Source organism: Streptomyces sp. NBC_00459 (assembly GCF_036013955.1).
In the GTDB taxonomy this organism is placed as follows: Bacteria; Actinomycetota; Actinomycetes; order Streptomycetales; family Streptomycetaceae; genus Streptomyces.
Map to the genome: position 1 here is coordinate 1079220 of NZ_CP107903.1, position 25165 is coordinate 1104384.

The window sequence follows — 25165 nt, forward strand, 5'->3', positions numbered from 1 at the left end:
CCGGCGCCCGGCCCTCTCCTCCACGGGCCGCCACCACTCCCGGTGGCCGAAGCCGCACCCGAAAGGAAACCCGCCCATGTCCGAAGCTCCCCTGCCCGAAGCTCCCCTGCCCGAAGCCCTCCGGCGCAGATCCCTGCTCAAGCTGGCCGCCGGTGCCGCCAGTGTCCTGACCGCCGGCCAGCTGTGGCAGGCCGGCCCCGCCGGTGCCGCGGAAGACGCGGCCTCGGCGCTCGACACGCTCGTCCTCGGCGACAGCGCGTCCGAGACGGCCCACGGGCTGACCGCCACGCTCTCCTCGGTCGTCACCGGCGGCCTCGACCAGCCGGCCCGGGTGCTCGACCCGAAGGACACCCCGGACTTCTGGGGCGGCACGCTGGCCGTGACCATGGCCTGCAGCCCCCGGGGCACCACCTACGTCACGATCAAGCTGTGGGGCTCGGACGCCGGCGAGGACCTGGGCCGACTCCAGCTGTTCGCCGCGGGCAAGCAGGTCGGCCACTACCACCTGGGCGCAGTCGACCCGCTCGACATCGCCGCCGACGACCCGCGCACCCCGGAGCGGTTCTACTTCCACACCCTGCCGCTGCCCGCCGACCTCACCGAGGGCAAGGAGTCCATCGCCCTGGAGGTCCGCTCCATGGGCCGGATCGCCGGGTACGCGCAGTCCGCCTCCGACTACTACAAGCCCATGTCCCGCCCCAGCCGCGGCGTCTACCGCCTCTACACCCACGACGAGCCGTACTTCAGGCTCGCCTCCGACGACGTCACCGGCACCCTGCCGGCCCTGGAGACGCGCTCGTCCCCGGGCCACGAGACCGTGACCGCGGTCAACAACCGGGTGGTCGCCCAGGCCGCCGCCGAGGCCTCCCGCACCTCTCCCCAACTCGACCTGTGGTACCTGGAGTTCCTGGCCCGCGCCTACACCATGCCGTCCACCGCCGCGTACCGGAACAGTGCGGTCCCGCTGCAGCTCATCAGCAGCCTGGACGGCGTGTACTGGAGGTACGTCGCGGACAGCACGGTGATGACGAACTCCAGCCAGCAGTGGATGGGACTGGGCCGGATGGGCCTCGTGCTCCTCCAGCTCGGCGACGCCCTCGGGCCGCTGCTGGACGAGCCGGTCATCGGCTCGCCGGGGACCGTGTCCAACGGCGGGTTCGAGTTCGGCACCTCCCTGCCCACCGGCTGGCGGGCGGTGACCTGGGCGGGCAGCGGCACCGTCGGCCGCGACACCACTGTGGCTCGCGGCGGGTCGGCCTCGGCGAAGGTGACCATCCCCTCCTCCGGCACGGTGGGTCTCGCCCCGGGCTCCCGCATCCCGCTGGAGCAGGGCACCTACACCTACGGCGCGTGGATCAGGACGGACGGCGTCGGCACCAACGGCGCCTACCTCGACGTGCTCTTCTACAACGCGTCCGGCACCCTGGTCGGCGGCGACAACAAGTTCTACGCCTCGGCGGGCACCCACGACTGGGAGCACGTCACCGCCACCCTGACCACGCCCTCCACCGCCACTCAGGCCGAGGTGCAGGTGCGTCTGGCGACCGCGGGCACCGCCTGGTTCGACGACCTCACCCTCACCCCGCCCGGCACCGCGACCGCCCAGCCGGTGATCCGCCGCGCCGCGTGGACGAAGATGCTGCTGGACAGCCGCGAGTACTGGCGTCAGCGCTTCCCGCAGTACACCAACCAGGCCATCATCTGCGCCATCGGCCTCTACCTCGCCGACCGAGGCCTGAGTCTCCTCGGCTCGGACCGGGCCTGGGGCGAGGCCAAGGCCCGCGACTACATCCGCCAGTCCGTGGGCCTCGTGCCCTGGCTCGGCCCGGAGAACGAGGACGGCACCCCGACCAAGCCCCTCGGCGGCTCGTACTACCAGGTCACCAAGGCCGGCATCTCCAGGGAACTCGGCTACGCCGGCAACTACGGCGAACTCCAGGACTGGCTCGCCCTGGTCCACGACGCCGTCATCGGCATTGGTGGCATCCAGGACGACTCCCTGCACGACCACCTGGTCAAGATGGTCAAGGCCCGCGCGGTCTTCCACCACCCCGCACTGGACGCGGACGGCTACCGCACCATGCGCATCGAGGCCGTCACCGGCTGGCGCGACGGCGAGTACCCCGGGGCGATCGCCTACGACGAGGGCAACAAGTGGGACGGCCACCCGCTGCGGCTCGCCTCACTGCTCAAGGACCCCGACCTCACGTCGTACGCGAAGCAGTCCATCACCGAGGGCCAGTTCTTCCACGTCCTCCAGGAGACGTACGACCTCGGAGCCTCCGCCCGCACCAACCTCAACCTCCTCTCCACCGCCGACGACTACGCGTACATCAGCGGCGCCACCGGCAGCGGGGCCCTGCTGCCCATGAGCCCCGGGCAGCCCGGCTTCGTCTTCAGCGACGAGGAGAACGGCCTGGTCGCGGTCAAGCACGGTGACGAGATCCTCTACGCCTCGCTGTACTGGCGGGCCCGGTGGGGCGTCAACCGCCTCGCCCGCGTGCACCTGATCGGCGCCGACGGAATCGAGCACTCGGCGACTGTGTCGCAGGAAGTCAAGTACGTCCCCGACGGCCGCGCGTACGCCGAGCCCGACTGGGTCAACTTCGAGTTCGCCGTGGGCGACCTGACCATCCCCGACGGCGGCTTCCCGCCGCCCGGCGACACCTTGCACCAGGCGTTCGCCGGCCAGGTGCTGCCGCTGGCCAAGGCACCCGCCGACGTACCGGACCTCCCACTGGGCACCGAGAGCCCGTACGCCGGCCGCGCCTCTTTCTACCGTTGTGCGTACGGCCCGTATCTGATCGCCATGAACACGACCTCGGACCGCGAGTACACCTTCAGCACGAAGGGCTTCGGTGCGTCCGTGAATCTGGCCACCGGGGCCAAGGTGAGCGGTAACGCCGAGCTGCGGGTGAAGGCGGGGACGACGGTGGTGCTGCGCAGGCGCTGACGGGCGGACCACCGCGTGTGACGTCGGCCTTCAGGACCAGGTGTGGTTCCGAAGGCCGACGTCGGCTGTTACCGGGCCTCTTCGCGAAAGGCGAGCAGTACGGCCGACCGCTCGGCGGGAAGGCCCACCCACAGGGCGCGGTTGTCCGCATCCCACCGGCACACCGGCTGCGGACCGGCGGAGAACAGCACGTGCGGCCCGTCGCCCGCCACCCGCGGCAGTGGAACGGTCACCGTCCCGGGCGCACCGTCGCGGCGCCACAGAGCCAGCAGGGTCGTACCGTCCTCGCTGGTCAACGCCAGCGCAAGCCAGCCGTGGCGCCAGCCGGGCAGGCCCAGCGGCCAGTACGGCTCAGTGCCGGGCAGCAGATGGCGGTAGGTCTTGTACGTGGCCACCGCCCGCCGCACCACGGACGCCTGATCCGGCGTCAGCAGGTCGGGACGGCCGCTGAGGTGAACGCGGCCGAGCATCGCCGAGACCATCACCATGCCCAGTTCCGCCTCGCCGTGCTCCGGCAGCGGGTACGCCCAGATCGCGCCCTGTTCCGGGGTGACCGCGGTGGGTGCGGCGGCCGCGACGGCGGGGATCAGCCGGAAGTCCTGCTGGTCGGTGACGGAGTGGATCGGCAGCCGGGAGAGGATCGCGTGGTCGGTACGGCTGCCTCCGGCCGCGCAGCTCTCCACGACCAGGGCGGGGTAGCGGTCAAGGACGCAGTCGAGCCAGTCGAGGTAGGCGCGGTTGTGGCCGAGGAGCCCGTGACCCGGTCCGTCGCCGGGATCGGGCCCGTCCGTACCGGGGCCGATGTCGATGTTGTGGTCGAGCTTCAGATAGCCGACCCCGTAGTCGCGCACCAACCGGTCCACCACCTCGTCGAGGTGGGCGCGGGCGGCCGGATGGCGCAGGTCGAGCTGGTGGCGGCCCCACTCCGCGAGCCGTACGCCGTCCCGCCGGAAGAAGGCCTCGTCGGGCAGGGCGGCGGCAACAGGGCTGCGGACGCCGACGACCTCGGGTTCGAGCCACAGCCCTGGGATCATGCCCGCCGCGCGGATGCGGTCGAGCACCTCCTTCAGCCCGCCCGGGAAGCGCCGGGACGACTCCTCCCACTCCCCCGGGGCGTCCCACCAGCCCGGTACCCCGCCGGGGCCGACCACGCCGGGCGGCTCGTCGTCGAACCAGCCGGCGTCGACGCAGAAGTACTCGGCTCCCGCCGCTGCCGCCGCGTCGACCAGGGGCAGCAGCGCCTCGGTGTTCGGCTCTCCCATCAGGCTGTTCATGAAGTCGTTGAAGACCACCGGCAGACCCTGGTGATCAGGGTGCGGTCGCCGGGTGGCGCGGCGGTGGCGGGTCATCGCGGCGAGGGCGGCCTCGAACCCGCCCTCCTCGACGAACGCGACGGCGGCCGGGACGGTGCGGAACGACTGTCCGGGGGCGAGGCGGCGGCGCCATTGGTGCTCGCGGTCGGTGGGGCCCGACAGGGCGACGTACACATCGCCGAAGCGGTCGCCGAGTTCGGCGTGCCAGGAGCCGTTGTGCTCGATCTGCCAGAGCAGGGCCCGCCCGGTCTCGGTCTCCTCCAGGCAGCCCATGGGCAGGTGTTCGGAGGAGGACCAGGCGCCGGTGCTGGTGAGGGCGACACGGTTCTTGGAGCCGGTCTGGCCGAACGGCACCATGCCCACGTCGTACAGGCCGCGTTCGGCCAGTGTGGCCCTGGACCAGCGGAACTCGCCGCTCCAGGGGTTGGCCGCCTGCCACAGGGCGAGGCCGTCCTCCCAGTGCCCGCCGTCGGTGAGGTGACGGGCGAGGTTGGCGAGGGCGAAGGACGAGACGTACTCCAGGGTGAGAGGGCGCTCGCCGTCGTTCTCCACGGATGCCTCGACATGCAGGACCGGCAGTCCCTCACGCACCCGGTGGATGGCCGTGACGCGCAGACCGGTGGTCTCGTCGGCCAAGTGGACCCGCAGGATGTGCAGGTCCGCGTCACCGGTCGGGTCACTTTGTTCCTCGTGTCCGGTGTAGCGCAGGGCGCGTGCGGCGGCGCCGTCCACATGGCGCTTGCCCGAGGTGCCGATCCGGCCGCCGCCGGCGAGCTGGATCTCGACCAGGGGCAGAGCCCGATGGGCGTACCGGGCGCACAGCTCGGGCTCGCGGGTGGGGTCGGGCAGTCCGGCGGCCGCGCCCACCGCGAGCAGTCGTACGGGTCCGTCGGGGTCGTGCGCGAGGAGCAGGGACAGTTCGTCCGTACCCCAGCGCAGGTAGGTGGTGGTGGACATGGGAGGTGGACTCCGGGGTGCTCAAGGGAGATAGGAAACGTTTACTGCATCTGGACAGTAGTTCCAGCCCTCTCGGCCCGCAAGAGTCGCTCCATGCAGTAACGTCGGACCGTGACGGACAACGGAAACGGCTCTCCGAAGAACAGAGAATCCAGACGGCCCAAGCGTGGACGCAGCGGCAGCACCCCCATCGGTGACCGGCCCAGCACCATTCGCGATGTGGCCGCCAAGGCGGGTGTCTCGGTAGCAACCGTTTCCCGTACTCTGGCCGGCAACTACCCCGTCTCCGCCGCCACCCGCGACCGGGTCATGGCGGCCGTGGACTCCCTGCACTACGTGGTGAACGTCCACGCCAAGGCGCTGTCCGGCCAGGTGGCAGGTCCGATCGCGCTGGTCATCCGTGACATCACCGGGCCGTCGCTGGCCCATGTCGCCGCCGGGGTGGAGCAGGAGGCCGCGGACCGCGGCAGGCTGAGCCTGGTCTGCGCCACCCACGGGGACGTGGCACGCGAGGACGACCTGGTGCAGCTGATGCGTGAACAGCACGCGGGCGCGGTCGTCCTGGTGGGCGGAGTGGTGCAGGACGACGCCTATCACGCGCGGATGGCCGAGTACGCCAGGGCCCTGGACGCCGCGGGCTCCCGGCTGGTGCTGGTCGGTCGCCCGCCGCTGCCCGACGCCCTTCCGTTGACGGTGGTCGACTACGACAACCGCGGCGGCGCCTTCCAGGCCGCGGACCATCTCCTCACCGCCGGCCACCGGCGCGTCCTCTTTCTCGGCGGCGACCCCCTGCTGAGCACCGCCGAACGCCGCCGGGACGGCTGGCTGCACGCGCTGCGCGCGCACGACGTCCCCCACGCCGAAGAACTCGACATTCCCGGCCCGTACACCCGCGTCTCCGGTTACCAGCGCACACGTGAGGCGCTGGCCAACAGCCTGGACTTCACGGCCGTCTTCGCCGGCACCGACATGGTGGCGACCGGCGCCCTGGCCGCCCTGCGCGAGGCCGGCCTCGACGTCCCCGGCGACGTCTCACTCGTCGGCTTCGACGACGTGCCCTTCGCGGCCGACCTCAGCCCGGCTCTCACCACGGTCCGGGTGCCCTACGAGGACCTGGGTCGCACCGCGGTCAGACTGGCCCTCGACCGCGCGGAGCGTCTGGCGGCCGACGACCACGTGGTCCTGAGCACCCAGTTGGTGATCCGGCAGTCGGTACGGGTGCTGCGGTGACGGCGTTCGACCGAGCCTCGCTGCCGAACCTCGGCCAAGGAGTTCCTGGGTTCACCGGAGTGACATCATGTCCAACCCCGTCGGCGACACGCGGCTCGCGGGGGCCATTCACCTCGACCCCCGCTCCATCGTCGGTGAGGTGAACCCGCGACTGTTCGGATCCTTCGTCGAGCACCTCGGCCGCTGCGTCTGCACGGGCGTCTTCGAGCCCGGCCGCCTGGCGGCCAGTCCACTGCGGCCTGGGCCGTCTCCCGGCACCCGGGGGTCACCGGGCGACACCACTTCCGGATCCTCGCGTGCAGCCGACGTCCAGAACTCGACGTCCGGACGCTCGCACAGCCCACCGACGGCACCGTCCTCCAGCCGTGGGCTGATACGTACACGCAGGTCAGAGTGGCCTCAACCGACGCTGACGGCAAGGGAGTCGAACTCACGAGCAGCGGATTCCGCCCTCCCGACACCTTCCCGGTGACGGGACGCGCCCGGCCGCAGCCACCCGGCGCCCCTCGCCACGCCCGGCTGTTCAAGCGACCGGGCGTGTAGGCAAGCCTGTTGCCGAGCCGTTGGACGCCCGGGGGCCGGTCCGGACTTCGTGCCCGAGGCCGAGATCCGGGCCGCTCCCGGGCCAATTCGCCGTCCGCCGTCGGCAACACTCCCGTTCCCGCAGGTCAGATCAGGTTCCGCGCGTGTATCACCATGAGACGAGGAAGCTGCTGGTGCGCCGAGTGGAGCCAGATCATCCTGGCTCCACTCACTGGTGCGGGTGTGTCACTGGAACTGTGCGAAGAACCTCCAGATCTCCGCTTTGGTCCAGGTGGTGACGCCGCTTTCGCCGGAGGAGCCGTCGACCGGACCGGGCATGTGGCCTCCGTCGAACGCGGCCCACTGGACCGGGTATCCGGCACGGCAGCCCGAGTAGGTGGTGGTGATGTGCGTTCGGCTGCCCGACGCGGGCTCGCGCGGGCTCTGGGACGAGCAGCCGTTGTTGCTGACGAATCTGTCGCGCAGGGACCGTCCTTGCCCGATGTTGAGGACGGAGTCGCTGATGCCGTGGATTCCGAAGTAGGCGATGGGCTGGGTGCCGCCGCTGCACCCGCTGATCTGAGCTCCGGACATGACCGCGACGGCCCTGAAGACATTCGCGCGGCTGCACGCGAGTGCGTAGCTCATACCGCCGCCCCAGCTGAAGCCCGTGGCGAAGCGCTGTGCCGGGTTGACACAGAGGCCGCCCTCGATTCGCCGGATCATGTCGTCGACGAAGGTGACGTCCTCGCCTCCCGAATCGGCCCAGCCGTTGCCGAGGCCCTGGGGGGCGACGAGGATCGCGCCGTTGTTCGACTGTTCCTGTTGGCCGTAGTAGGACCAGGCGGTCCCGCTCGTGCCGCCCGAGGCGACCTCGCCGGCGGTTCCGCCCCGCCAGTGGAACGCGAAGATCAGCCGGTAGGGGCGACTGCTGTCGTAGTTGGCGGGAACCCTGAGGATGAAGCTGCGGCTCTTGCCGCCGCTCTGAATCGTGTGCGTACCGCTCGCCAGAGTCGGGGCGCTGCCGCATCCGCCACCGCCGCCACCACCGGACGACAACTTGATCATCTGCCATTGCTGGTTGACGCCGGCCCAGTCGGAGTACTGGACGACGTTGCCGCCGTCGGCGGTGGATGCGCCCTGCACCTCCACCGCCTTGCCGCTGGTGCGGTTGATCAGCCGGACGTGGCCCGCGTCGGAGTCGGCCAGGCGGAACTGCTGGTTGGCTCCGTTGCTGGCGCCCCACTGCTGGATCGCGGCACCGTCCGCGGTCGAGGCGCCTGCCACGTCGAGAACCTTGCCCGAATGCCGGGCCCTGAGGCGGTAGAAGCCGCCGTCGGAGTCCACGAACTGCCACTGCTGGTTCGTTCCGTCGTTGCGCGTCCACTGGTTGACCCGCGCGCCGTCGGCGGTGGCCGCGCCGGAGACGTCCAGCGCCTTGCCGCTGTTGCGATTGACCAGCACGTACCAGGCACTGGTGTCCACCGTCGCCGCCTCGGCGGGCGCCGGATCCACCGCGGCGAGCATGCCGATCGCGAGGGTCGTCGCCACCACGGCGGCGATCCGGGACCACCAGCGATGCCTGCGTGGAGGGGCGGGGGAAGCCGCACCGTAGGTCTTCATCGATTCACCCTTCATTGGCGACAGGTGCCATCAGGTGCGGGTCCAGCGTTGGTTGCTGCCGTTCGAACAGGAGTAGAGCTGGATCAGGGTGCCGTTGGCGGTACCGCCCGCGACGGCGTCGAGGCAGAGGCCGGACTGGACGCCGACGACGGATCCGTCGGAGTTGAGGAGCCATTTCTGGTTGTCGGCGCCCCAGCAGCCGTAGATCTGGACCTTGGTGCCGGAGCCGGTGCCGGCGGCGTCCAGACACTTGTTGCCGTAGACCCTGAGCTCGCCGGCGGCGGTGTACGTCCACTGCTGGTTGGTGCCGTTGTTGCAGTCCCACAGCTGGAGCTGGGTGCCGTCGGTGGTGCTGCCGCTGGGCACGTCCAGGCAGCGGCCCGACCCGACACCCTTGATCGTTCCGGAACCCGAAGGGGGCGTGGAGGTGCCGCCGTTGAGTGCGTTGAGGACTGCGGTGTAGGCGGGCTTCTTGCTGCCGTCGCCGTTGAACAGCAGCGGCGTGTCCTGTGATCGCCAGGAGTCGGTGTCGCGCACACCCCAGACGGTGATGCCGAGGCAGCGCGAGACGGCCAGGCAGTCGTTGGTCACGTTGGCGTAGGTCGTGGCCGAGGCGCCCTGGATGTCCAGTTCGGTGACGGCCACGTCGACGCCGAGGGCGGCGAAGCTCTGCAGGGTGGTACGGAAGTTGCTGTTGTAGGGGCTGCCGCTGTTGAAGTGCGACTGGAAGCCGACGCAGTCGATCGGCACGCCGCGCTGCTTGAAGTCCCGGACCATGGCGTACATGGCCTGGGTCTTGGCCCAGGTCCAGTCCTCGACGTTGTAGTCGTTGTAGCAGAGCTTGGCGGCCGGGTCGGCGGCGCGCGCGGTGCGGAAGGCGACCTCGATCCAGTCATTGCCTGTGCGTTGCAGGTTGGAGTCGCGCCGGGCTCCCGAACTGCCGTCGGCGAAGGCCTCGTTCACGACGTCCCACTGGGCGATCTTGCCCTTGTAGTGGGCCATCACGCCGTTGATGTGGCCGATCATCGCCTGGCGCAGCGTGCTGCCGCTGAGGCTCTGCATCCAGCCGGGCTGCTGGGAGTGCCAGGCCAGGGTGTGGCCACGCACCTGCTTGCCGTTCTGCACCGCCCAGTTGTGGACGCGGTCACCGGCGGTGAAGTTGAACTGGCCCCGCTGCGGTTCGGTGGCGTCGATCTTCATCTCGTTCTCGGCCGTCACCGAGTTGAACTCGCGGCCCGCGATGGTGGTGTACGCCGAGTCGCCCAGCCTGCCCGAGGCGATGGCGGTGCCGAAGTAGCGCCCGCTCTGCGCCGCGGCGGCACCGAGCGTGCTCTCGGCGGCGTGTGCGGTCGGCGGCGCGACCAGTGTGGCGACCGTGGCGAGGACGCCGACGACCAGCGTCGGCAGCAGGCCGCGGATCCTCCGGCGAACAGCGGGTCTGGGAAGGGCATACGAACCCATGACGGTGCCTCCAAGGTAGAGATCACGGAAGGACTGAAGCGCAGGGGAATGCGTCGTCCGCTCCGCCGCGGCAGACGGACGGGGCGGGCTGGAACCCGGGCAGCACGGAATCGCCGGACACCGCGGTCATGGGACCGGGACGGTCTCAACCGGCACGGACGGCAACCGGCCGGCCGTCGGGTGACGTACGGCGAGCGGCCGGCGGCGGTGTTTCGACACAGGCATGGGGGGTCCTCCATCGCGGCTCACCCGGGAGACCGCCACGCGGAGTCGCGCACCTCTCCACTGCGCGGAGAGCCAGGATGCGCTGGTGTGAACCTCACCGGAACGAAACGGGGTGGCACAGGTGCTTCGGTGCGCTGAACTGTCGTGCAGCTGCGCGTGGATCAGCCGTGCGGCTGTGCGTGGATCTGCCGTGCGGCACAGATTGCCCCAGGGCCGACATTGTTCGATATCTCGAATTCTGGCCGGTTTCTCAGACAGGGATGATTGAGGCATTGACGATGGACCGTCAATACTCCCCGCAGAAAAAGTTTCGGACCATGTTCCGAAACCTTTCGGAATCCGGTGAGCTGGATCCGCAGATTCGGGAGGGGTTCCGATCGGCGCGACAGCTAGTCAGGCCAGCAGGGGAGGCATCGTTTGTGGACAGATCGGTGACAGGCCTTGACCGGAGGGCCTTGCATTCCTAGCTTGTTGGCGCAAAGCATCCAGGAATTCTTCGAAACTTTCGAGCTTTCCTGCCCCGGCACGTCCGGCTCCGCGGTTCATCGGGGTAACCCCCACCCCCGACAAAGGAGGCTCTCCGATGTGGTTTCGCCATCCGTCCCCAGTCCGCCTCAGACGATTGTTCGCCGTCCTTGCGCCCTTGCTGCTCATGGCCACCTTCCTCGGTGCCCAGCCCGCCGGCGCGGCGACCGTAGACCCCAACGCCTCGTATGTGCTGGTCAACCGCAACAGCGGCAAGGCCCTGGACGTCTACAACCTGGCGACCGACGACGGCGCCCGCATCACCCAGTGGTCCAGGAACGACCAGGCCCAGCAGCAATGGCAGTTCGTCGATTCCGGGGGCGGCTACTACCGCATCAAGTCCCGCCACTCGGGCAAGGTGCTGGACGTCCACAACTGGTCCACCGCGAACGGCGGCGCGATCGTCCAGTGGACGGACCTGAACGCCACCAACCAGCAGTGGCGGCTGGCCGACAGCTCGGACGGCTACGTACGGCTCGTCTCTCGCCACAGCAACAAGGCTCTCGAAGTGCAGGGCGCCTCCACCGCCGACAGCGCGAGCGTCGTCCAGTACGACGACTGGGGCGGCACCAACCAGCAGTGGCAGCTCGTCAAGGTCGGCGGCGACACCTCCGGCCCGTGCGATCTTCCGTCGGCCTATCGCTGGACATCAACGGGCGCGCTGGCGCAGCCCAAGCAGGGATGGGTCTCGCTCAAGGACTTCACCGTCGTCCCTTACAACGGCAGGCAACTCGTCTATGCGACGACGCACGACACGGGGACGAGCTGGGGTTCGATGAACTTCGGCCTGTTCACCAATTGGTCGGAGATGGCCTCGGCCGCTCAGAACACGATGTCGTCCTCCACCGTCGCGCCCACGCTCTTCTACTTCGCGCCGAAGAACATCTGGGTGCTCGCCTACCAGTGGGGCGGGACCGCCTTCTCCTACCGGACGTCGAGCGACCCCACCAACCCGAATGGCTGGTCGTCCCAGCAGGTGCTCTTCTCCGGAAGCATCTCCGGCTCCGGAACAGGACCCATCGATCAGACGCTCATCGGTGACGGGACGAACATGTACCTGTTCTTCGCCGGTGACAACGGCAAGATCTACCGGGCCAGTATGCCGATCGGGAACTTCCCGGGCAGCTTCGGCACGACCTCGACAGTGATCATGAGCGATACGACGAACAACCTGTTCGAAGCCCCGCAGGTCTACAAGCTGCAGGGTCAGAACCGCTACCTCATGATCGTCGAGGCGATCGGCGCGCAGGGACGCTACTTCCGCTCGTTCACGGCCACCAGTCTGAACGGCTCGTGGACACCCCAGGCCGCGACCGAGAGCAATCCCTTCGCGGGCAAGGCCAACAGCGGCGCCACGTGGACCAACGACATCAGTCATGGCGAACTGATCCGCGCCAGCGCCGATCAGACCATGACCGTCGATCCCTGCAATCTGCAGTTGCTCTACCAGGGGCGCAGCCCCTCCTCCGGCGGCGACTACGGCCTCCTGCCCTACCGTCCGGGCCTGCTGACACTGCAGCGCTGACGGCGTGACAGGAGTCCGGCTCCGGTAGGGAACCGGCGTGGCGGGCTCGGCGGAAGGCCGGGCCCGCCCAGGTCACGCGACAACGTCAGGGCTCATCCGGCGACGAAGCACCGGTCGGGGCAACGCTCACCAGCCCGAGGGCCTCGTACTCTTCGCTCATGAATCTCGGAAGATCCATAGCCTTAGTGATCGGCACATCGGTTCTGGTCAGCGCATGCTCCACCAAGTCCGCCCCGCCATCTACTGAGACAAGTAGCCGCCCGGTCAAGGCAGTTACCCCGTCCGAACGGCCCGGAACAGCTTCTCCGAGCGCGCGAGCCAAACTGAACGCCGCCGATCTGCAGGGCCGTTGGTGGACCTGGGCGGCTTCGAGCGTCAGCGACTCGAACCCTGTCGCGGACCAGGACGGCCACCTGTGCGCTCAGGGCCAGTCAAGCGGCATCTGGTTCCTGGCCGGCACCTTCGGCGGAAAAGTGAAACGCTCGTGCACAGTGCCCGCAACGGTGCCCATAGCCTTCCCTCTGGTGAACTTCGTCGGTAACACGGACGACTGCACCTCGTCCATGGCCTCGGCACAGGGGAGTGCGGTTGCGTCCAGGGAAGTGGTGTACGGGTTCGACCTGATCCGGGGGTTTGCTCCGGCTTCTGGCTGATGCCCGCATAGATGAACGGCCACCGGCTGATCTTCGAAGTGTCGAAGCCTCGAAGGAGATCAGCACGATGACCGCACCTGACAGTCTGCCCCTGCACGCCCTCGCCGAGGACAATCTCGCCGCGGCGAGTCCCGATCTGCTGCGCGCGATGGTCAAGACGTTCGCCGACGCACTCATGTCCGCGGAGGCCGACGCCCTCTGCAATGCCGAATACGGGCAGGTCAGCGACGAACGCGTCAACCACCGCAACGGCTACCGCCCACGCGAGTGGGACACGAGGGCCGGCACCGTCGAACTGGCCGTCCCCAAACTGCGGCAAGGCAGTTACTTCCCGCACTGGCTCCTGGAACGCCGCCGCCGGGCCGAGCAGGCCCTGATCTCGGTGGTCGCGACCGCCTATCTGCTGGGCGTCTCCACGCGCCGGGTCGAGAAGCTCGCCGAGTCCCTCGGGGTCACCCAGCTGTCGAAGTCCCAGGTCAGTGCGATGGCCAAGCACCTGGACGAGCAGGTCGCCGCGTTCCGCAACCGGCCGCTCGACGCCGGGCCTTATGCGTTCGTCTGGGTCGACGCACTGACCCAGAAGGTCCGCGAGGGCGGCCGGATCATCAACGTCCACGCGCTGATCGCGGTCGGCGTGAACGCCGACGGGCACCGCGAGATCCTCGGCATCGACATCGCCACCTGCGAGGACGGCGCCGGCTGGCTCGCCTTCCTGCGCTCGCTGACCGCCCGCGGCCTGTCCGGGGTTCAGCTGGTCGTCTCCGACGCGCACACCGGCCTGGTGAACGCGATCGGTGCGGTCCTGCCCGGGGCTTCGTGGCAGCGATGCCGCACGCATTACGCCCGAAATCTGCTCTGCCAGGTCCCGAAATCGGCCCAGCCGTGGGTGGCCACGCTGCTGCGGACCGTCTTCGAACAGCCCGACAGCAATGCTGTCCAGGCCCAGATGCGGCACGTCCTGGACGCATTGGAAGCCAAGTTCCCCAAGGCCGCAGCCCACTTGGACGCCGCCCAGCACGAACTGCTGGCGTTCACCGCGTTCCCGCGCGAGATCTGGCGGCAGATCTGGTCGAACAACCCGCAGGAACGCCTGAACAAGGAGATCCGCCGCCGCACCGACGTGGTCGGGATCTTCCCCGACCGCACCGCCCTGATCCGGCTGGTCGGCGCGGTGCTGGCCGAGCAGAACGACGAATGGACCGAAGCCCGCCGCTACATGGGACTCGACCTGCTGGCCAAGGCCCGCCTCCACCCGATCGAGTCAGAAAACGACGAGACCGCCCTGCCCACCGAACTCACCGCATAGCCTCAAAAACGAGATCACCGAGTGGCCGTCAATACACCACTCCAGCGGACGTGACCGGGAGTGCCGTCCTCGACGGCGCAACCCTGAAGTCCGAACGATACGAGGCGACAGCCGTGCGGATCAGTGCTGTGGAGGGCAATCCGGTCACCCAGAGCGGGGGCCGCTTCCGAACCCAGGCCTGCGGTCTCTGGGTACAACTGGACCCGCTGGCACCTGGCAACCACACTCTGAGCATCAGGGGATCATCGGGATCCTTCGCCGTCTCCGTGGACTACAGGCTTCGGGTCTCGGCCGGCTGAAGCACAGCTCGTACCTCAACCATCGCTCTTGCTGTTGGGCGGGTGCGCAGACGCCGGGCGCGGGGCCCGGGCATGGCGCACCCCCAATGGACGCTCGCCGCAGGACGGGGCTTCTCGGGCTCAGTTCTGAGCCACCGTGGAGGGGGTGGCCCCAGGGCGGCTCGGCCGCCGCGCGCCGGCTTCCGTTCGAACCGGTAGTGTCGCCGCCGCGCAGAGCGAGCTGACGCACACGGGGAGAGCGGGGCACGGATGCACGTCCTGGAGCCGGGGGATCCGCGGCGGATGGGGGACTTCACGCTGATCGGCAGGCTGGGTGCCGGCGGTATGGGCCAGGTCTTCCTGGGACGTTCGGCGGGCGGTCGGGCCGCGGCGGTGAAGGTGGTCAAGGCGGAGCTGGCCGAAGTCCCCGAGTTCCGGGCCAGGTTCCGCCAGGAGGTCGCCGCGCTGCATCGGGTGGGCGGTGAGTGGACGGCTCCGGTGCTGGGCTCCGACACCGAGGCCGCGGCACCCTGGGTGGCCACCGAGTACGTGCCTGGTCCTTCGCTGCACCAGGTCGTCGAGTCGGGTTACGGGCCGCTGCCCGAGGCCACACTGCATTCCTTGGCGGGGCGGCTCGCCCGTGCGCTGCGCGCCGTCCACGGCGCGGGTCCGGTGCACCGCGACGTCAAACCGTCGAACATCCTGCTGACCGTCGACGGCCCGCGCATCATCGACTTCGGCATCGCCCGGGCGCTCGACACCGTGGCGGGCAGTCTGCGTACCTCCACCGGGGTCGTGCTCGGCTCGCCCGGTTTCATGTCGCCGGAGCAGGTGCGCGGTCAGCGGGTGACGCCTGCTGCGGACCTGTTCAGCCTCGGCTCCGTGCTGGTGTACGCGGCGACGGGGAGGCTGCCGTTCGGCTCGGCCGAACTGGGGCTGCACGCGCTGATGTTCCGTATCGCCGAGGAAGAACCGGACCTCACCGGGGTGCCGCAGACGCTGGTCGGTCTGGTTGCCGCCTGTCTCGACAAGGACCCGCAGCGGCGGCCCACCGCCGAGCAACTCGCCGTCCACACCCGCACCGACGCGGACGACGGCCCTTGGCTGCCCGCAGAGCTGCTGGCCGAACTCGGCCGGCTCGCCGCCCGGATACTCGTCGCGGAGACACCGCCGCAGGGATCGCCGGCGCCGTCACGGTCCAAGCGGCGGTGGCGGCCGATCCTCGCGGGAGTCGTGGCACTCGCCGCGGTGGCCACGGGTACAGCGCTGACGCTGCTGCACGACGGCGAGAAGGATCCCGCGGCGGGCGCACCCTCGGCGACCGCGTCAGCCTCCCACTCGGCGTCGCCGAGTACCGGGCCGGGCGTCCCGGACGAGTTCGTCGGCGCCTGGGAAGGCGTGCTCGAAGGCGATTCCGCACTGCCGAAGCGTGTTCTGCGGCTGGAGTTCTCACCGGGCGGGCCGGGCGACAAGGTCGCCGCGTACATCGACACCGGCGGCGATCTGCAGTGCACAGGGCGCAGCAGGCTTCTCTCCACCGACGCCGACACACTGGTCGTCGGCAAGGGCCAGGTGACCGCGGAGGTCCCACAGGGACGCTGCACGCCACTCCCCCAGCAGACTCTCCGGGTGCGGTCGCGGGACATACTGGTGTGGAAGTCCGGCGGCCTGACCGCCGATCTCCACCGGTCGGCCGGCGGACGGAACGCGGTGCCGGACCAGTACGTCGGCACCTGGGTGCCGGCCAACGTGACCTATCGGGAGAAGGAGTTGATCCGGGTCACCCAGGGCCCGGTCGGTGGCCGCCTGGTGCGGATGTCGGTCACGGCAGCCGTGGATGACGGCACGGAGCAGTACTGCGACAGCACCTTCGTCATCGGCGCCGTGTCCCCGGTCCTGGCGCTCAGCCCGGCGGCGTACACCGCAGAATCGGGCAACGGCTGCCGCCAGCTGGACGCGGTCTCTTTCACTGTCGGCCGCGACGGCCATCTGCTGCTGTTCAGCATGGACGCGGACGCGGAGCCGGGAGAGTACGTGCGGAAGTCCTGACCGCCGCCCCGGACCGCGGTGACACCGTGTCAGGGCCGCCTGCAGGCGATCACTTCTGGGACGGCATGTCCGCCCGGTCACTGACCAGGATCGGGACCGTGGAGATCTCCAACCACTCGAAAACAGAGAGCGGTTGGGACGTCGTTGCAGGACGATGAGACCTGGAAGCAGGCCACCGCGCCCGCGGCTGGTCCCTACACGCGCGTCGCCGTGGCGATGCCGGAGCATGAGGGATGTCTGAGTGAACCTTCGAAGAACCATCACCGTCCTGTTCGGTGTGGCACTGTCGGTTCTCATGCTCGTGACACCGGTCAGCGCGCAACCGATTCAGACCGGAGTCTCGACCACTTACCAGATCAACGCACGGCACGATGGCAGTCTCGTCGACACCGCTGTGGGCGCGCCGCCGCTCAGCCAGAAGTGGTCCCGCGACCTGGGCGGGAGCGTCTCCTATCCCGTCGTGGCCGGCGGCCGCGTCTTCGCCACCGCTGCTTCGCCGAACGGGTACGGCACCTTCCTCTACGCCATTGACGCGGCCACGGGCCGGAATGCCTGGGCTCCCGTGGACCTCGGCGGCAGCTACTGGTGGTCCGCACTCGCCTACGGGGGCGGCCGGCTCTACGCCCAGAACCCCGACGGCGTGCTGACAGCTTTCAACCCGGCCAACGGGAAGGTGATCTGGACCGTCTCGCTGCCTGACCAGTATTCCTTCACCTCGCCGCCCACCTTCGCCGGTGGCGTGGTGTATACGGCCGGCTCCGGCTCGGGCGGCACCTTGTACGCCGTGGACGCCGCCGGCGGTGCGGTGATCTGGACCCAGCCCGTAGCGAACGGGGACAACAGCTCGCCCGCTGTCACGGCCAACGGCGTTTACGTCTCGTACGCCTGCGAGCAGACCTACGCCTTCGCCCCCAGGACGGGCAGCCCGATCTGGCACCACGACACCGACTGCTCCGGAGGAGGGGGCCGCACCCCTGTTCTCGCCGACGGCGGGGTCTGGGTTCGCGACGATGCCGGGATGGCCCCCTCGGTCCTCGACGCCACCGACGGGAAGGTCCGCGGTACTTATGAGGCCACGGGCTGGTCGCCGGCACCGGCCTTCAGCGGCCGCCGAGGCTACTTCGTCGATGACGGTGTCCTTCAGGAGCGGCACAGCCGCACTCTGGCCACGCGCTGGAAGTTCGAGGGCGACGGCCAGATCAGTACGGCGCCGATCGTCGTCAACGGCTACGTCTACGTCGGCTCGCGAAGCGGTCGGTTGTGGGCGCTCAACGGTGCCACTGGTCAGTCTGTGTGGTCCACCGACGTCGGCGCGTCGATCAACGAGCCCGACGAGCACAACGTGTCCGAGCCGCTGACCGGTCTCGGTGCGGGCGGCGGGCTCGTGGTGGTTCCGGCCACCAACCTGCTGGTCGCGTACGGGCAGTGAGCAGCGGGGGGGGGTGGCCGCCGGGACCGGCGGCCACCCCCTGGCCCCGACCACCGTCGACCACTCCGACGTCGGCGTTGCAGCCGCGCGAGGGCTCAGTCGTCGTTTCTGGTCTTCTCGCTCGGCAGGAGCCTCTGGCGTGCCCAGAGGCTCAGCAACGCCGTTCCGCCGACCAACAGCGGCACCGGGTCTCCGGCCGGTGGCGCCAGCACATAGGCCAGTACCGTCACCGTGCAGACCGTCAGGGGAATGAACGCCGCCGCACCCTCCATCCCCCATCGCAGGGCGGGTTGGGCAGAGCCCAGGACGCTCGCCCCGCCGGGCACCCAGGGGCCGACAGCAAGCACCAGCAGCCCCGTGGTGGCGCAGGCATCGACCAGTTGACCGGACATCACCTCAGGTCCGTGCGGGCCGGCCGTCCACAGTCGCAGCGTGTCGCCGGTCAACATGAGAGACAGCCCGACGATCCCGACCCACAAGGTGACTCTCCGGTCGCTCCGCACGAGACGGCGCAGCGCGAACAGAAAGCTCAGGAACACGACCTCCGCGACCCAGAGGACACCGACCATCCCCGCCCCCAGCCGCCAGCCGTCACCGGCCCCCCGCAGCAGTACCCATCCCGTCATGAACACGGCTCCGGCTGTGACGACCCCGTCGAGCACGCGCCGCAGCAACACGTGCCGGCCTGTACCGGCATCGGCCGCGACCACCAGACCGGCCATCCCCAGGCCAACCGTCAGCGTCACTCCGGTGACCACCACCGAACCCAGCAACGATCGCGCGTCCCGCCCCGAACCCGGAGGCTGAGCCGACAGCATGGTGACCGCCCCTCGATACACACCCCCGGCCACCGCCGAACCCCCCAAGAGCAGCAGACGCGTCCGCACCCGTCCGCTCGCCCTCCACGCACGGACCGCCAGGGAGCCCGCCAACCCCCAGCAACCGGCGGACGGTCCGAACGCCACCATCCGCGCGGCCCCGTTCCCGGCCGCCCACGGCGCGCCGAACGTCAGCACGGTTCCCACAACGCAGGCCACACCCACCGCGCCCCAGACCCACGTCCCGGTCCGATGGCAGCAGCCCGCCCGGACCCTGAGCACGTCCGGCGACTTCCCCAACCCCGACATCAGGTGCGCCCTTCCACCGGTCCCCGCCCGCAGGGCCTCCCCCACAACCCCCGGATCCGTGCAGAAACCGTAGAAGACCTGGCACCTGCCCCGAACCGAACCATCAGCTCATTCACTCGTACTGCGTAAGGGAAGGGAGGAGAGAGCACCGGCCCTCCGGTTCGTGCGGCCGGCCCGACAGCCTCGCCAACACCGAGCGTCCGGCAGTATGCCCCTGTGTCCCTCCTCACCGGAACCGATTCCCGCGCCGTCGAGCCGGCGCGGATCCGTCTGGCGGCGGCCGGGGCCGCGACGGTCACCGTCGGCGCGGGGCTGGGACTTCGGGCGGTGGCCACGGGCGGTCTGGCCAAGTACGGCGGAGACGCGCTGTACACCGTCCTGCTTCTCGCCCTTGTCGTACTGGTGGCGCCACGAGTGACGCCCCTGACGGCCGCCGCAAGCGCACTGGCCGTCAGTTGGGGGGTCGAGTTCCTGCAGCTCAGCGAGATGACGGCGGAGCTCTCCCGGCACAGTGCCGTCAGCCGCCTCGTGCTCGGGTCCACTTTCAATCCACCCGACCTGTTCTGGTACGCGGTCGGTGCGACAGCGGGCTGGCTCATCCACACCGCGGTGGGCTCGTACGCGGCACGTCGGCGTACAGGACCCCGTTGATTCCGGCCTCCTGGCGCCGAAGGGCGGCGACCGCGGAAGAGGCCGGCTCCATGGTCATCTCTCCCTGGTCCGGGGGGAGTTGAGCGGTTGCGCGGCGAGCCCCCGGCACGGTGCGAGCGGCACGAGAGAAAAGGACTGGCCTCATGTCGTGGACCGGGCGACCATGACTGCGTGAAGCCTTTGAAGATCGTCACGGGTGACGCGACCAACCCCCAGGCCAAGGGCCCGAAGGTCATCGCCCATATCTGCAACGACCTCGGCGGATGGGGGAAGGGATTCGTCCTCGCGCTCTCACGTCACTGGCCCGAACCGGAGCGCGAGTACCGCCGCTGGCACCGCGAGCGCGCAGGCAACGACTTCGCCCTCGGAGCAGTACAGATGGTCCACGTCCGATCCGACATCTGGGTCGCGAACATGGTCGCGCAGCACGGGATGAAGGTGGGAAGCCACGGTCCGCCCATCCGGTACGACGCCGTCGAGCACTGCCTGCGCGCCGTCGCCGGGCACGCTCTCGCCAACAAGGCCTCTGTGCACATGCCCCGCATCGGCTGCGGCCTCGCCGGCGGCAAATGGGAACGCATCGAGCCGATCATCAGCTCCACCTTGAGTGCCCGCGACATCGACGCCACCGTCTACGACTACACCTGAGCCCGCCTCTGCCTGATCTCAGGACCGCAGGTCCACTCTGAACCTACGGGTGTTCGCAGCCGCCCTGGTTCCGACGCCGGGCAACGAACGGGGCCCGTCCGGTGTACGGACGGGCCCCATGTGTCGAGCGCCGGGCAGGCCTTGCACCTGCATTTCCCCGCAGGAAGCGGGGCGTCTTTCCTTGGACCACCAACGCACAGCCGGCTGCCCCGAGTTGAGGCGACCAGTTCAAGATCGAGTTTAGCGCATACGGCCAGCGCTCTGCCATCAGGAAGGCCCCTGTGCCGGCGCCGCTCGACGCGGGCCGGATTTATTCGGTTGCCGGTCCCCGTGTCCGCCCCTCACCATGGGCGAGACACCGGGAGCTGCCCGGTGCTCCACGAGAGGAGGCACGACCGTGACCACGACTGTCCTCGGCCTGCCCGCAGACCGTATCCCTCTCGCCTCATGGAGCACCTCCAGCGATGTCTCACGACAATCTTTCGCAGTACCCCCAGCACTCTCAGCACCCGGCCTTTCCTGACGCCTTCAGCACCGACGCCTACCACTACGTCCCACCCCGGGACGACCTGCGCGATGTCGACGACCGGTTCGTCTTCGACTTCCGTTCCTACGACGACCTCGAGGACGGCCAGCGCTGGTCGACCTGGCTCAGCGTCGAACCCCTCTGCCGGGGCCCCGAGCCGCTCCCGGACTGGGTGGTGACCTCGCAGGGCGCGATCGACACCGAGCTCGGCATCCTCAAGACCGGTAAAGAGGCCGACGTCCACCTCGTCGAGCGCGCCGACCCGCTCGACCCCGCTACCGGTGTGGTCATGGCGGCCAAGCGGTACCGCTCTCCCGAGCACCGGAACTTCCACCGCGCGGCGTCCTACACCGAGGGCCGCTCGATGAAGCGTTCACGTGACGAGCGGGCCATCAAGCGGAAGAGCACCTTCGGCCGGCAGGTCGCGGCCGGCGAGTGGGCGGTGTCCGAATGGGGTGCGCTGGTGCGGCTCTGGAATCTCGGGCTGCCGGTTCCCTACCCGGTCCAGATCGACGGCACCGAGATCCTGATGGAGTGGATCAGCGTCGTCGACGAGGACGGCACCGTCCAGACCGCGCCCCGGCTCGCCCAGACCCGGCCCTCACCCGAGCTGCTGGCGTCGTACTTCGAGCAGCTCACCGACGCGCTCGCGACGATGGTGCAGAACGGCGTCGTGCACGGCGACCTCTCGGCGTACAACATCCTGGCGGCGGGCGAGCGGCTGGTCGTCATCGACCTTCCGCAGATCGTCGACCTGGTCGGCAACCTCAACGGGATGAGCTTCCTGGAGCGGGACTGCGCCAACATCTGCGGCTGGTTCCGCTCGCGGGGCCTCAAGGTCGACGAGCACGCACTGTTCGCGGAGCTGATGGCGCACGCCTTCTGAACGGGGAGGCCGGCGCCGGGGTCGATCCCGCCCGCCACCCGGTTGAGGGGTGGCGGGCGGGATCGACCTGCGCGAGCGGGGCCGGTCAGCGAGCGCGAACGTGGCCAAGTACTGGGACTTCTGGGGCGAGTTCAGCGAGTCGAACGCTGGATCAGCTCGTACTGGGCGGAGGTTGACTCTCCGGTGATCAGTCCATAGGTGCCGACGGACCAGAACTGTCCGGTGCGGCCGATGGGTGCGAGGGCCTCGATGTCGTACGCCTGGGTCCGGCCGCCGGGGACGGCGTCGCCCTCCACGGAGGTCCAGATGCCGTCCCGCAGGCGCCAGTAGAGGGCGGTGCCCTCATAGCCGTAGGGGTCGCCCGAGACCCAGACGGTGCCCTTGCCGTCGCCGGTGATGGCACTGGCCCACAGTCCGTCGACCGGCCCGGTGACGTCGCGCCATGTGCGGCCGTTCCAGTGCAGCACCTTGGTCTGCTGCTGTTCGTCTTCGACGTACGGGGTGAGAGCGGTGACCCAGGCGCTGCGGGCGGACTCCTGGTACACGGCCGAGACCGTGAGATCGCTGCCGGCCGGCGCGGTGTTGGTCCACGAACGGCCGTCCCAGTGCAGGAGCACGGTACGGCCCGCCTCTCCGGCGTACGCGGACTGCCCGACCGCCCAGGCATCGTGGGCGGTCCGCGCTTCGATGGCGGTGATGAAGACGCCCTTGGGAAGAGGTGTGCTCTGCCAGACGCCGTGGGCGTAGGAGTTGATCGCGGTGTCGCTCACCAGCCAGGCTCTGCCGGGGACGGCGGCGAGCTTCGCGAAGCCGTAGCCCTTCTCCTCAGGCAGTGGCATCCGCGTCCACCGCGTGCCGTCGTAATGGCCCAGGGTCTCGCCGTCCTGGCCCCAGCCGTACGCCCAGACGTCGTGCGCGGACACCCCGTCCACGGCGTGCCACACACCGGGCTCCGGCACAGCGGGGGTGGACTGCTGCTGCCAGGTTCTGCCGTTCCAGCGCAGGATGACGCCATGGCTGACGCCTTCGACGTACTGGGCTCCCACCGCCCATGCGGCGTCCGGACCGACCGACGCGATGTCGATGAGCGCGGAGTTGTTCGAGAGCGTCCCCGCCAGGGAGGTGCGCCAGGCCGGGGCCCGGCCCGAGGTCGACGCGGTGGGAGCCGCGTCGTCCGCCGCCGAGACTGCGGCCGGGGCGACGGTCACGGTAGCTGTCGTGAGCGCCACGATGATCGCGGTCCTGAGGTACATGCCTGTCTTCATGACTGCTCCCCGTCGTCTACGGGTGGCTGGGTGGGTCCTGCACGTTCGCCCCCCGTAATTGCCTGCTCACTCATGAGACCGCCCGCCCCGCCGGATGGTTGTGCCGGCAGCAGCGCGGAGCACGGACGTCGGCCTGGAGGGGGTGTGGGCGCGGCGTCGTCCGAACCGATGTGATCAGCGCAGCACCCTGACTCCCCGGTAGGGGTCCTGACAAGTGCTGTTCAGGGCCTCGGCACGTTGCGCAGGTTGGCCCTGGCCAGGTCGAGCATCTTGCCCACTCCCCCGTCGAGTACCGTCCTGCCTGCCGCGAAGGCGAATCCCTTCACCTGTTCGCCGGAGATGTGCGGCGGGATCGACAGTGCGTTGGGGTCGGTGACCAGGTCCACCAGGCACGGCCCGTCGTACGCCAGCGCCTCCCGCAGGCCTTCACGGATCCGGTCGGGCTTCTCGATACGGATCGAGTGGATCCCGACCCCCGCGGCGATGGCGGCGTAGTCCACCGGCTCGTGGTCGGTCTCGTAGTCGGGCATGCCGTCGACCATCATCTCCAGCTTGACCATGCCGAGTGAGGAGTTGTTGAAGACGATCGTCTTCACCGGCAGGTCGTGCAGTTTGACGGTGAGCAACTCGCCCATGAGCATGCCGAGTCCACCGTCGCCCGACATCGAGATCACCTGTCGGCCGGGGTAGGCGAACTGGGCGCCGATGGCGTGCGGAAGGGCGTTGGCCATGGTGCCGTGCAGGAACGAACCGATCACGCGGCGGCGGCCGTTGGGCGTGAGGTAACGGGCGGCCCAGACGTTGCACATGCCGGTGTCGACGGTGAACACCGCGTCGTCGTCGGCGAGTTCGTCGAGGACCGATGCCGGATACTCGGGGTGGATCGGCACCTGGTGCTCGACGTCACGGGTGTAGGCGGAGACCACGTTCTCCAGGGACTTGGCATGCTGGCGCAGGGTCCGGTCCAGGTACGAGCGGTCGCCCTTCGCCTCGACCAGCGGCAGGGCCGCGCGCAGTGTCTCCCCCACGTCGCCGTGCACGCCCAGTTCCAGCGCGGTCCGGCGCCCGATCCGGCCCGCGTCGTGGTCGATCTGCACGGTGTGCGCCTGCGGCAGGAAGTCGTCGTACGGGAAGTCGGTGCCCAGGAGCACCACGAGGTCGGCCTCGTGCATCGCGTCGTAGCAGGCGCCGTAGCCGAGCAGCCCGCTCATGCCGACGTCGTACGGGTTGTCGTACTGGATCCACTCCTTGCCGCGCAGCGTGTGCCCGACCGGCGCATTCACCCGGCTCGCGAGTTCCATCACCTCGGCGTGCGCGTCCCGTACGCCGGCACCGCAGAAGAGCATCACCTTCTCCGCCGCGTCGAGCTTCGCCGCGAGGTCACGTACCTGCTCGGCCGGAGGTACGACACGGCCGTGGGTGGTGACGAAGCTGCTCGTTCCGGTGGGGTTGGTGGCGGGCGCATGCGACAGGTCGCCGGGCATGACGAGTACCGACACCCCCTGGTCGGACAGCGCGCGCTGTACGGCCATCCGCACCATCCGCGGCATCTGCGACGGCTGGCTCACCATCTCGCAGTACTGACTGCACTCGGTGAACAGCCGCTCCGGATGCGTCTCCTGGAAGAACCCGGTGCCGATCTGCTTCGACGGGATGTGGGAGGCGATCGCGAGCACCGGGGCCCCGGAGCGGTTCGCGTCGTACAGCCCCTGGATCAGGTGGGTGTTGCCCGGACCGCAACTGCCCGCGCACACCGCGAGCCGCCCGGTCAGCTGTGCCTCGGCCGCGGCGGCCAATGCCGCCGCCTCCTCGTTGCGCACATGGACCCACCCGATGCCGTCGGTACGCCGGATGGCGTCCACGACGGGATTGAGGCTGTCGCCGACGACGCCGTAGACGCGTTCCACCCCTGCTTGTCGCAGGACGTCGATCAGCTGCTGTGCCACGGTCGGGTTGCGCATCGCAGGCTCCTTGAACGGGTTGCGAGTCAGGTCCGCCCTGATACCCCCGTCC

Annotated in this window: 16 protein-coding genes; 10 read left to right on the forward strand and 6 right to left on the reverse strand. The window is 69.5% G+C overall.

The annotated features are described in order from the left end of the window. Positions 1-76: 76 nt before the first annotated feature. The gene (locus OHN74_RS04540; protein ID WP_327693221.1) at positions 77-2953 is read left to right on the forward strand and encodes a Tat pathway signal protein; all 2877 of its coding nucleotides are present in this window, start codon (positions 77-79) and stop codon (positions 2951-2953) included. Between the two features lie 68 nt (positions 2954-3021). Here the strand turns inward: OHN74_RS04540 and OHN74_RS04545 are convergent, their stop codons facing one another. After that, on the reverse strand, positions 3022-5223 hold the full coding sequence (locus OHN74_RS04545; protein WP_327693222.1) for an alpha-galactosidase: 2202 nt from the start codon (positions 5221-5223) through the stop codon (positions 3022-3024). A 111-nt stretch (positions 5224-5334) separates the two neighbouring features. Between OHN74_RS04545 and OHN74_RS04550 the strand changes: the two genes are divergently transcribed. Continuing rightward, complete coding sequence (locus tag OHN74_RS04550) at positions 5335-6453, forward strand: LacI family DNA-binding transcriptional regulator (RefSeq protein ID WP_327693223.1); 1119 nt, start codon at positions 5335-5337, stop codon at positions 6451-6453. A gap of 768 nt (positions 6454-7221) precedes the next feature. Here the strand turns inward: OHN74_RS04550 and OHN74_RS04555 are convergent. Both OHN74_RS04555 and OHN74_RS04560 read right to left on the reverse strand, forming a co-directional pair. Further along, positions 7222-8598, reverse strand: coding sequence for an RICIN domain-containing protein (locus OHN74_RS04555; RefSeq protein ID WP_443060342.1), 1377 nt, complete (start codon positions 8596-8598; stop codon positions 7222-7224). 30 nt (positions 8599-8628) lie between these two features. Continuing rightward, on the reverse strand, positions 8629-10059 hold the full coding sequence (locus tag OHN74_RS04560; RefSeq protein ID WP_327693224.1) for an endo-1,4-beta-xylanase: 1431 nt from the start codon (positions 10057-10059) through the stop codon (positions 8629-8631). Between the two features lie 808 nt (positions 10060-10867). Between OHN74_RS04560 and OHN74_RS04565 the strand changes: the two genes are divergently transcribed. The 4 genes from OHN74_RS04565 to OHN74_RS04580 all read left to right on the forward strand — a co-directional run bounded on the left by OHN74_RS04565 (position 10868) and on the right by OHN74_RS04580 (position 18049). Next, a complete protein-coding gene (locus OHN74_RS04565; RefSeq protein WP_327693225.1) occupies positions 10868-12334 on the forward strand; it encodes a non-reducing end alpha-L-arabinofuranosidase family hydrolase in 1467 nt (488 codons plus the stop codon). A 720-nt stretch (positions 12335-13054) separates the two neighbouring features. Next, positions 13055-14293, forward strand: a complete 1239-nt coding sequence (locus OHN74_RS04570; RefSeq protein WP_327693226.1) for an IS256 family transposase — start codon at positions 13055-13057, stop codon at positions 14291-14293. A 548-nt stretch (positions 14294-14841) separates the two neighbouring features. After that, positions 14842-16620, forward strand: a complete 1779-nt coding sequence (locus OHN74_RS04575) for a serine/threonine-protein kinase (protein WP_327693227.1) — start codon at positions 14842-14844, stop codon at positions 16618-16620. Positions 16621-16861: 241 nt separating this feature from the next. Then, positions 16862-18049, forward strand: a complete 1188-nt coding sequence (locus OHN74_RS04580; RefSeq protein ID WP_327693228.1) for a PQQ-binding-like beta-propeller repeat protein — start codon at positions 16862-16864, stop codon at positions 18047-18049. A gap of 95 nt (positions 18050-18144) precedes the next feature. On the opposite strand, the gene OHN74_RS04585 is transcribed toward OHN74_RS04580, so the two are convergent. Beyond that, the gene (locus OHN74_RS04585; RefSeq protein WP_327693229.1) at positions 18145-18867 is read right to left on the reverse strand and encodes a hypothetical protein; all 723 of its coding nucleotides are present in this window, start codon (positions 18865-18867) and stop codon (positions 18145-18147) included. Between OHN74_RS04585 and OHN74_RS04590 the strand changes: the two genes are divergently transcribed. From OHN74_RS04590 to OHN74_RS04605, 4 genes are all read left to right on the forward strand, one after another. Then, a complete protein-coding gene (locus tag OHN74_RS04590; protein ID WP_327693230.1) occupies positions 18866-19249 on the forward strand; it encodes a hypothetical protein in 384 nt (127 codons plus the stop codon). The genes OHN74_RS04585 and OHN74_RS04590 overlap by 2 nt on opposite strands. Before the next feature lie 143 nt (positions 19250-19392). Continuing rightward, on the forward strand, positions 19393-19827 hold the full coding sequence (locus OHN74_RS04595) for a ribosomal maturation YjgA family protein (protein ID WP_327693231.1): 435 nt from the start codon (positions 19393-19395) through the stop codon (positions 19825-19827). Between the two features lie 171 nt (positions 19828-19998). Then, positions 19999-20475 carry a macro domain-containing protein gene (locus OHN74_RS04600; protein ID WP_327693232.1) on the forward strand — a complete coding sequence of 159 codons (477 nt, stop codon included), beginning with the start codon at positions 19999-20001 and terminating at the stop codon, positions 20473-20475. A 464-nt stretch (positions 20476-20939) separates the two neighbouring features. Further along, the gene (locus OHN74_RS04605) at positions 20940-21887 is read left to right on the forward strand and encodes a serine protein kinase RIO (protein ID WP_327693233.1); all 948 of its coding nucleotides are present in this window, start codon (positions 20940-20942) and stop codon (positions 21885-21887) included. Positions 21888-22018: 131 nt separating this feature from the next. On the opposite strand, the gene OHN74_RS04610 is transcribed toward OHN74_RS04605, so the two are convergent. Both OHN74_RS04610 and OHN74_RS04615 read right to left on the reverse strand, forming a co-directional pair. Beyond that, positions 22019-23152 (reverse strand): hypothetical protein, encoded by a 1134-nt coding sequence (locus tag OHN74_RS04610; RefSeq protein ID WP_327693234.1) that lies wholly within the window; start codon positions 23150-23152, stop codon positions 22019-22021. A 221-nt stretch (positions 23153-23373) separates the two neighbouring features. Beyond that, positions 23374-25113, reverse strand: coding sequence for a pyruvate dehydrogenase (locus OHN74_RS04615; RefSeq protein WP_327693235.1), 1740 nt, complete (start codon positions 25111-25113; stop codon positions 23374-23376). Between the last annotated feature and the right edge of the window lie 52 nt (positions 25114-25165).

Excerpts from the sequence above, each read along its gene's own strand:
- OHN74_RS04540 (WP_327693221.1), top strand. The coding sequence starts at position 77 with ATGTCCGAAGCTCCCCTGCCCGAAGCTCCCCTGCCCGAAGCCCTCCGG.
- OHN74_RS04545 (WP_327693222.1), bottom strand. The coding sequence starts at position 5,223 with ATGTCCACCACCACCTACCTGCGCTGGGGTACGGACGAACTGTCCCTG.
- OHN74_RS04555 (WP_443060342.1), bottom strand. The coding sequence starts at position 8,598 with ATGAAGACCTACGGTGCGGCTTCCCCCGCCCCTCCACGCAGGCATCGC.
- OHN74_RS04560 (WP_327693224.1), bottom strand. The coding sequence starts at position 10,059 with ATGGGTTCGTATGCCCTTCCCAGACCCGCTGTTCGCCGGAGGATCCGC.
- OHN74_RS04565 (WP_327693225.1), top strand. The coding sequence starts at position 10,868 with ATGTGGTTTCGCCATCCGTCCCCAGTCCGCCTCAGACGATTGTTCGCC.
- OHN74_RS04570 (WP_327693226.1), top strand. The coding sequence starts at position 13,055 with ATGACCGCACCTGACAGTCTGCCCCTGCACGCCCTCGCCGAGGACAAT.
- OHN74_RS04575 (WP_327693227.1), top strand. The coding sequence starts at position 14,842 with ATGCACGTCCTGGAGCCGGGGGATCCGCGGCGGATGGGGGACTTCACG.
- OHN74_RS04590 (WP_327693230.1), top strand. The coding sequence starts at position 18,866 with ATGGTGACCGCCCCTCGATACACACCCCCGGCCACCGCCGAACCCCCC.
- OHN74_RS04585 (WP_327693229.1), bottom strand. The coding sequence starts at position 18,867 with ATGCTGTCGGCTCAGCCTCCGGGTTCGGGGCGGGACGCGCGATCGTTG.
- OHN74_RS04605 (WP_327693233.1), top strand. The coding sequence starts at position 20,940 with ATGTCTCACGACAATCTTTCGCAGTACCCCCAGCACTCTCAGCACCCG.
- OHN74_RS04610 (WP_327693234.1), bottom strand. The coding sequence starts at position 23,152 with ATGAAGACAGGCATGTACCTCAGGACCGCGATCATCGTGGCGCTCACG.
- OHN74_RS04615 (WP_327693235.1), bottom strand. The coding sequence starts at position 25,113 with ATGCGCAACCCGACCGTGGCACAGCAGCTGATCGACGTCCTGCGACAA.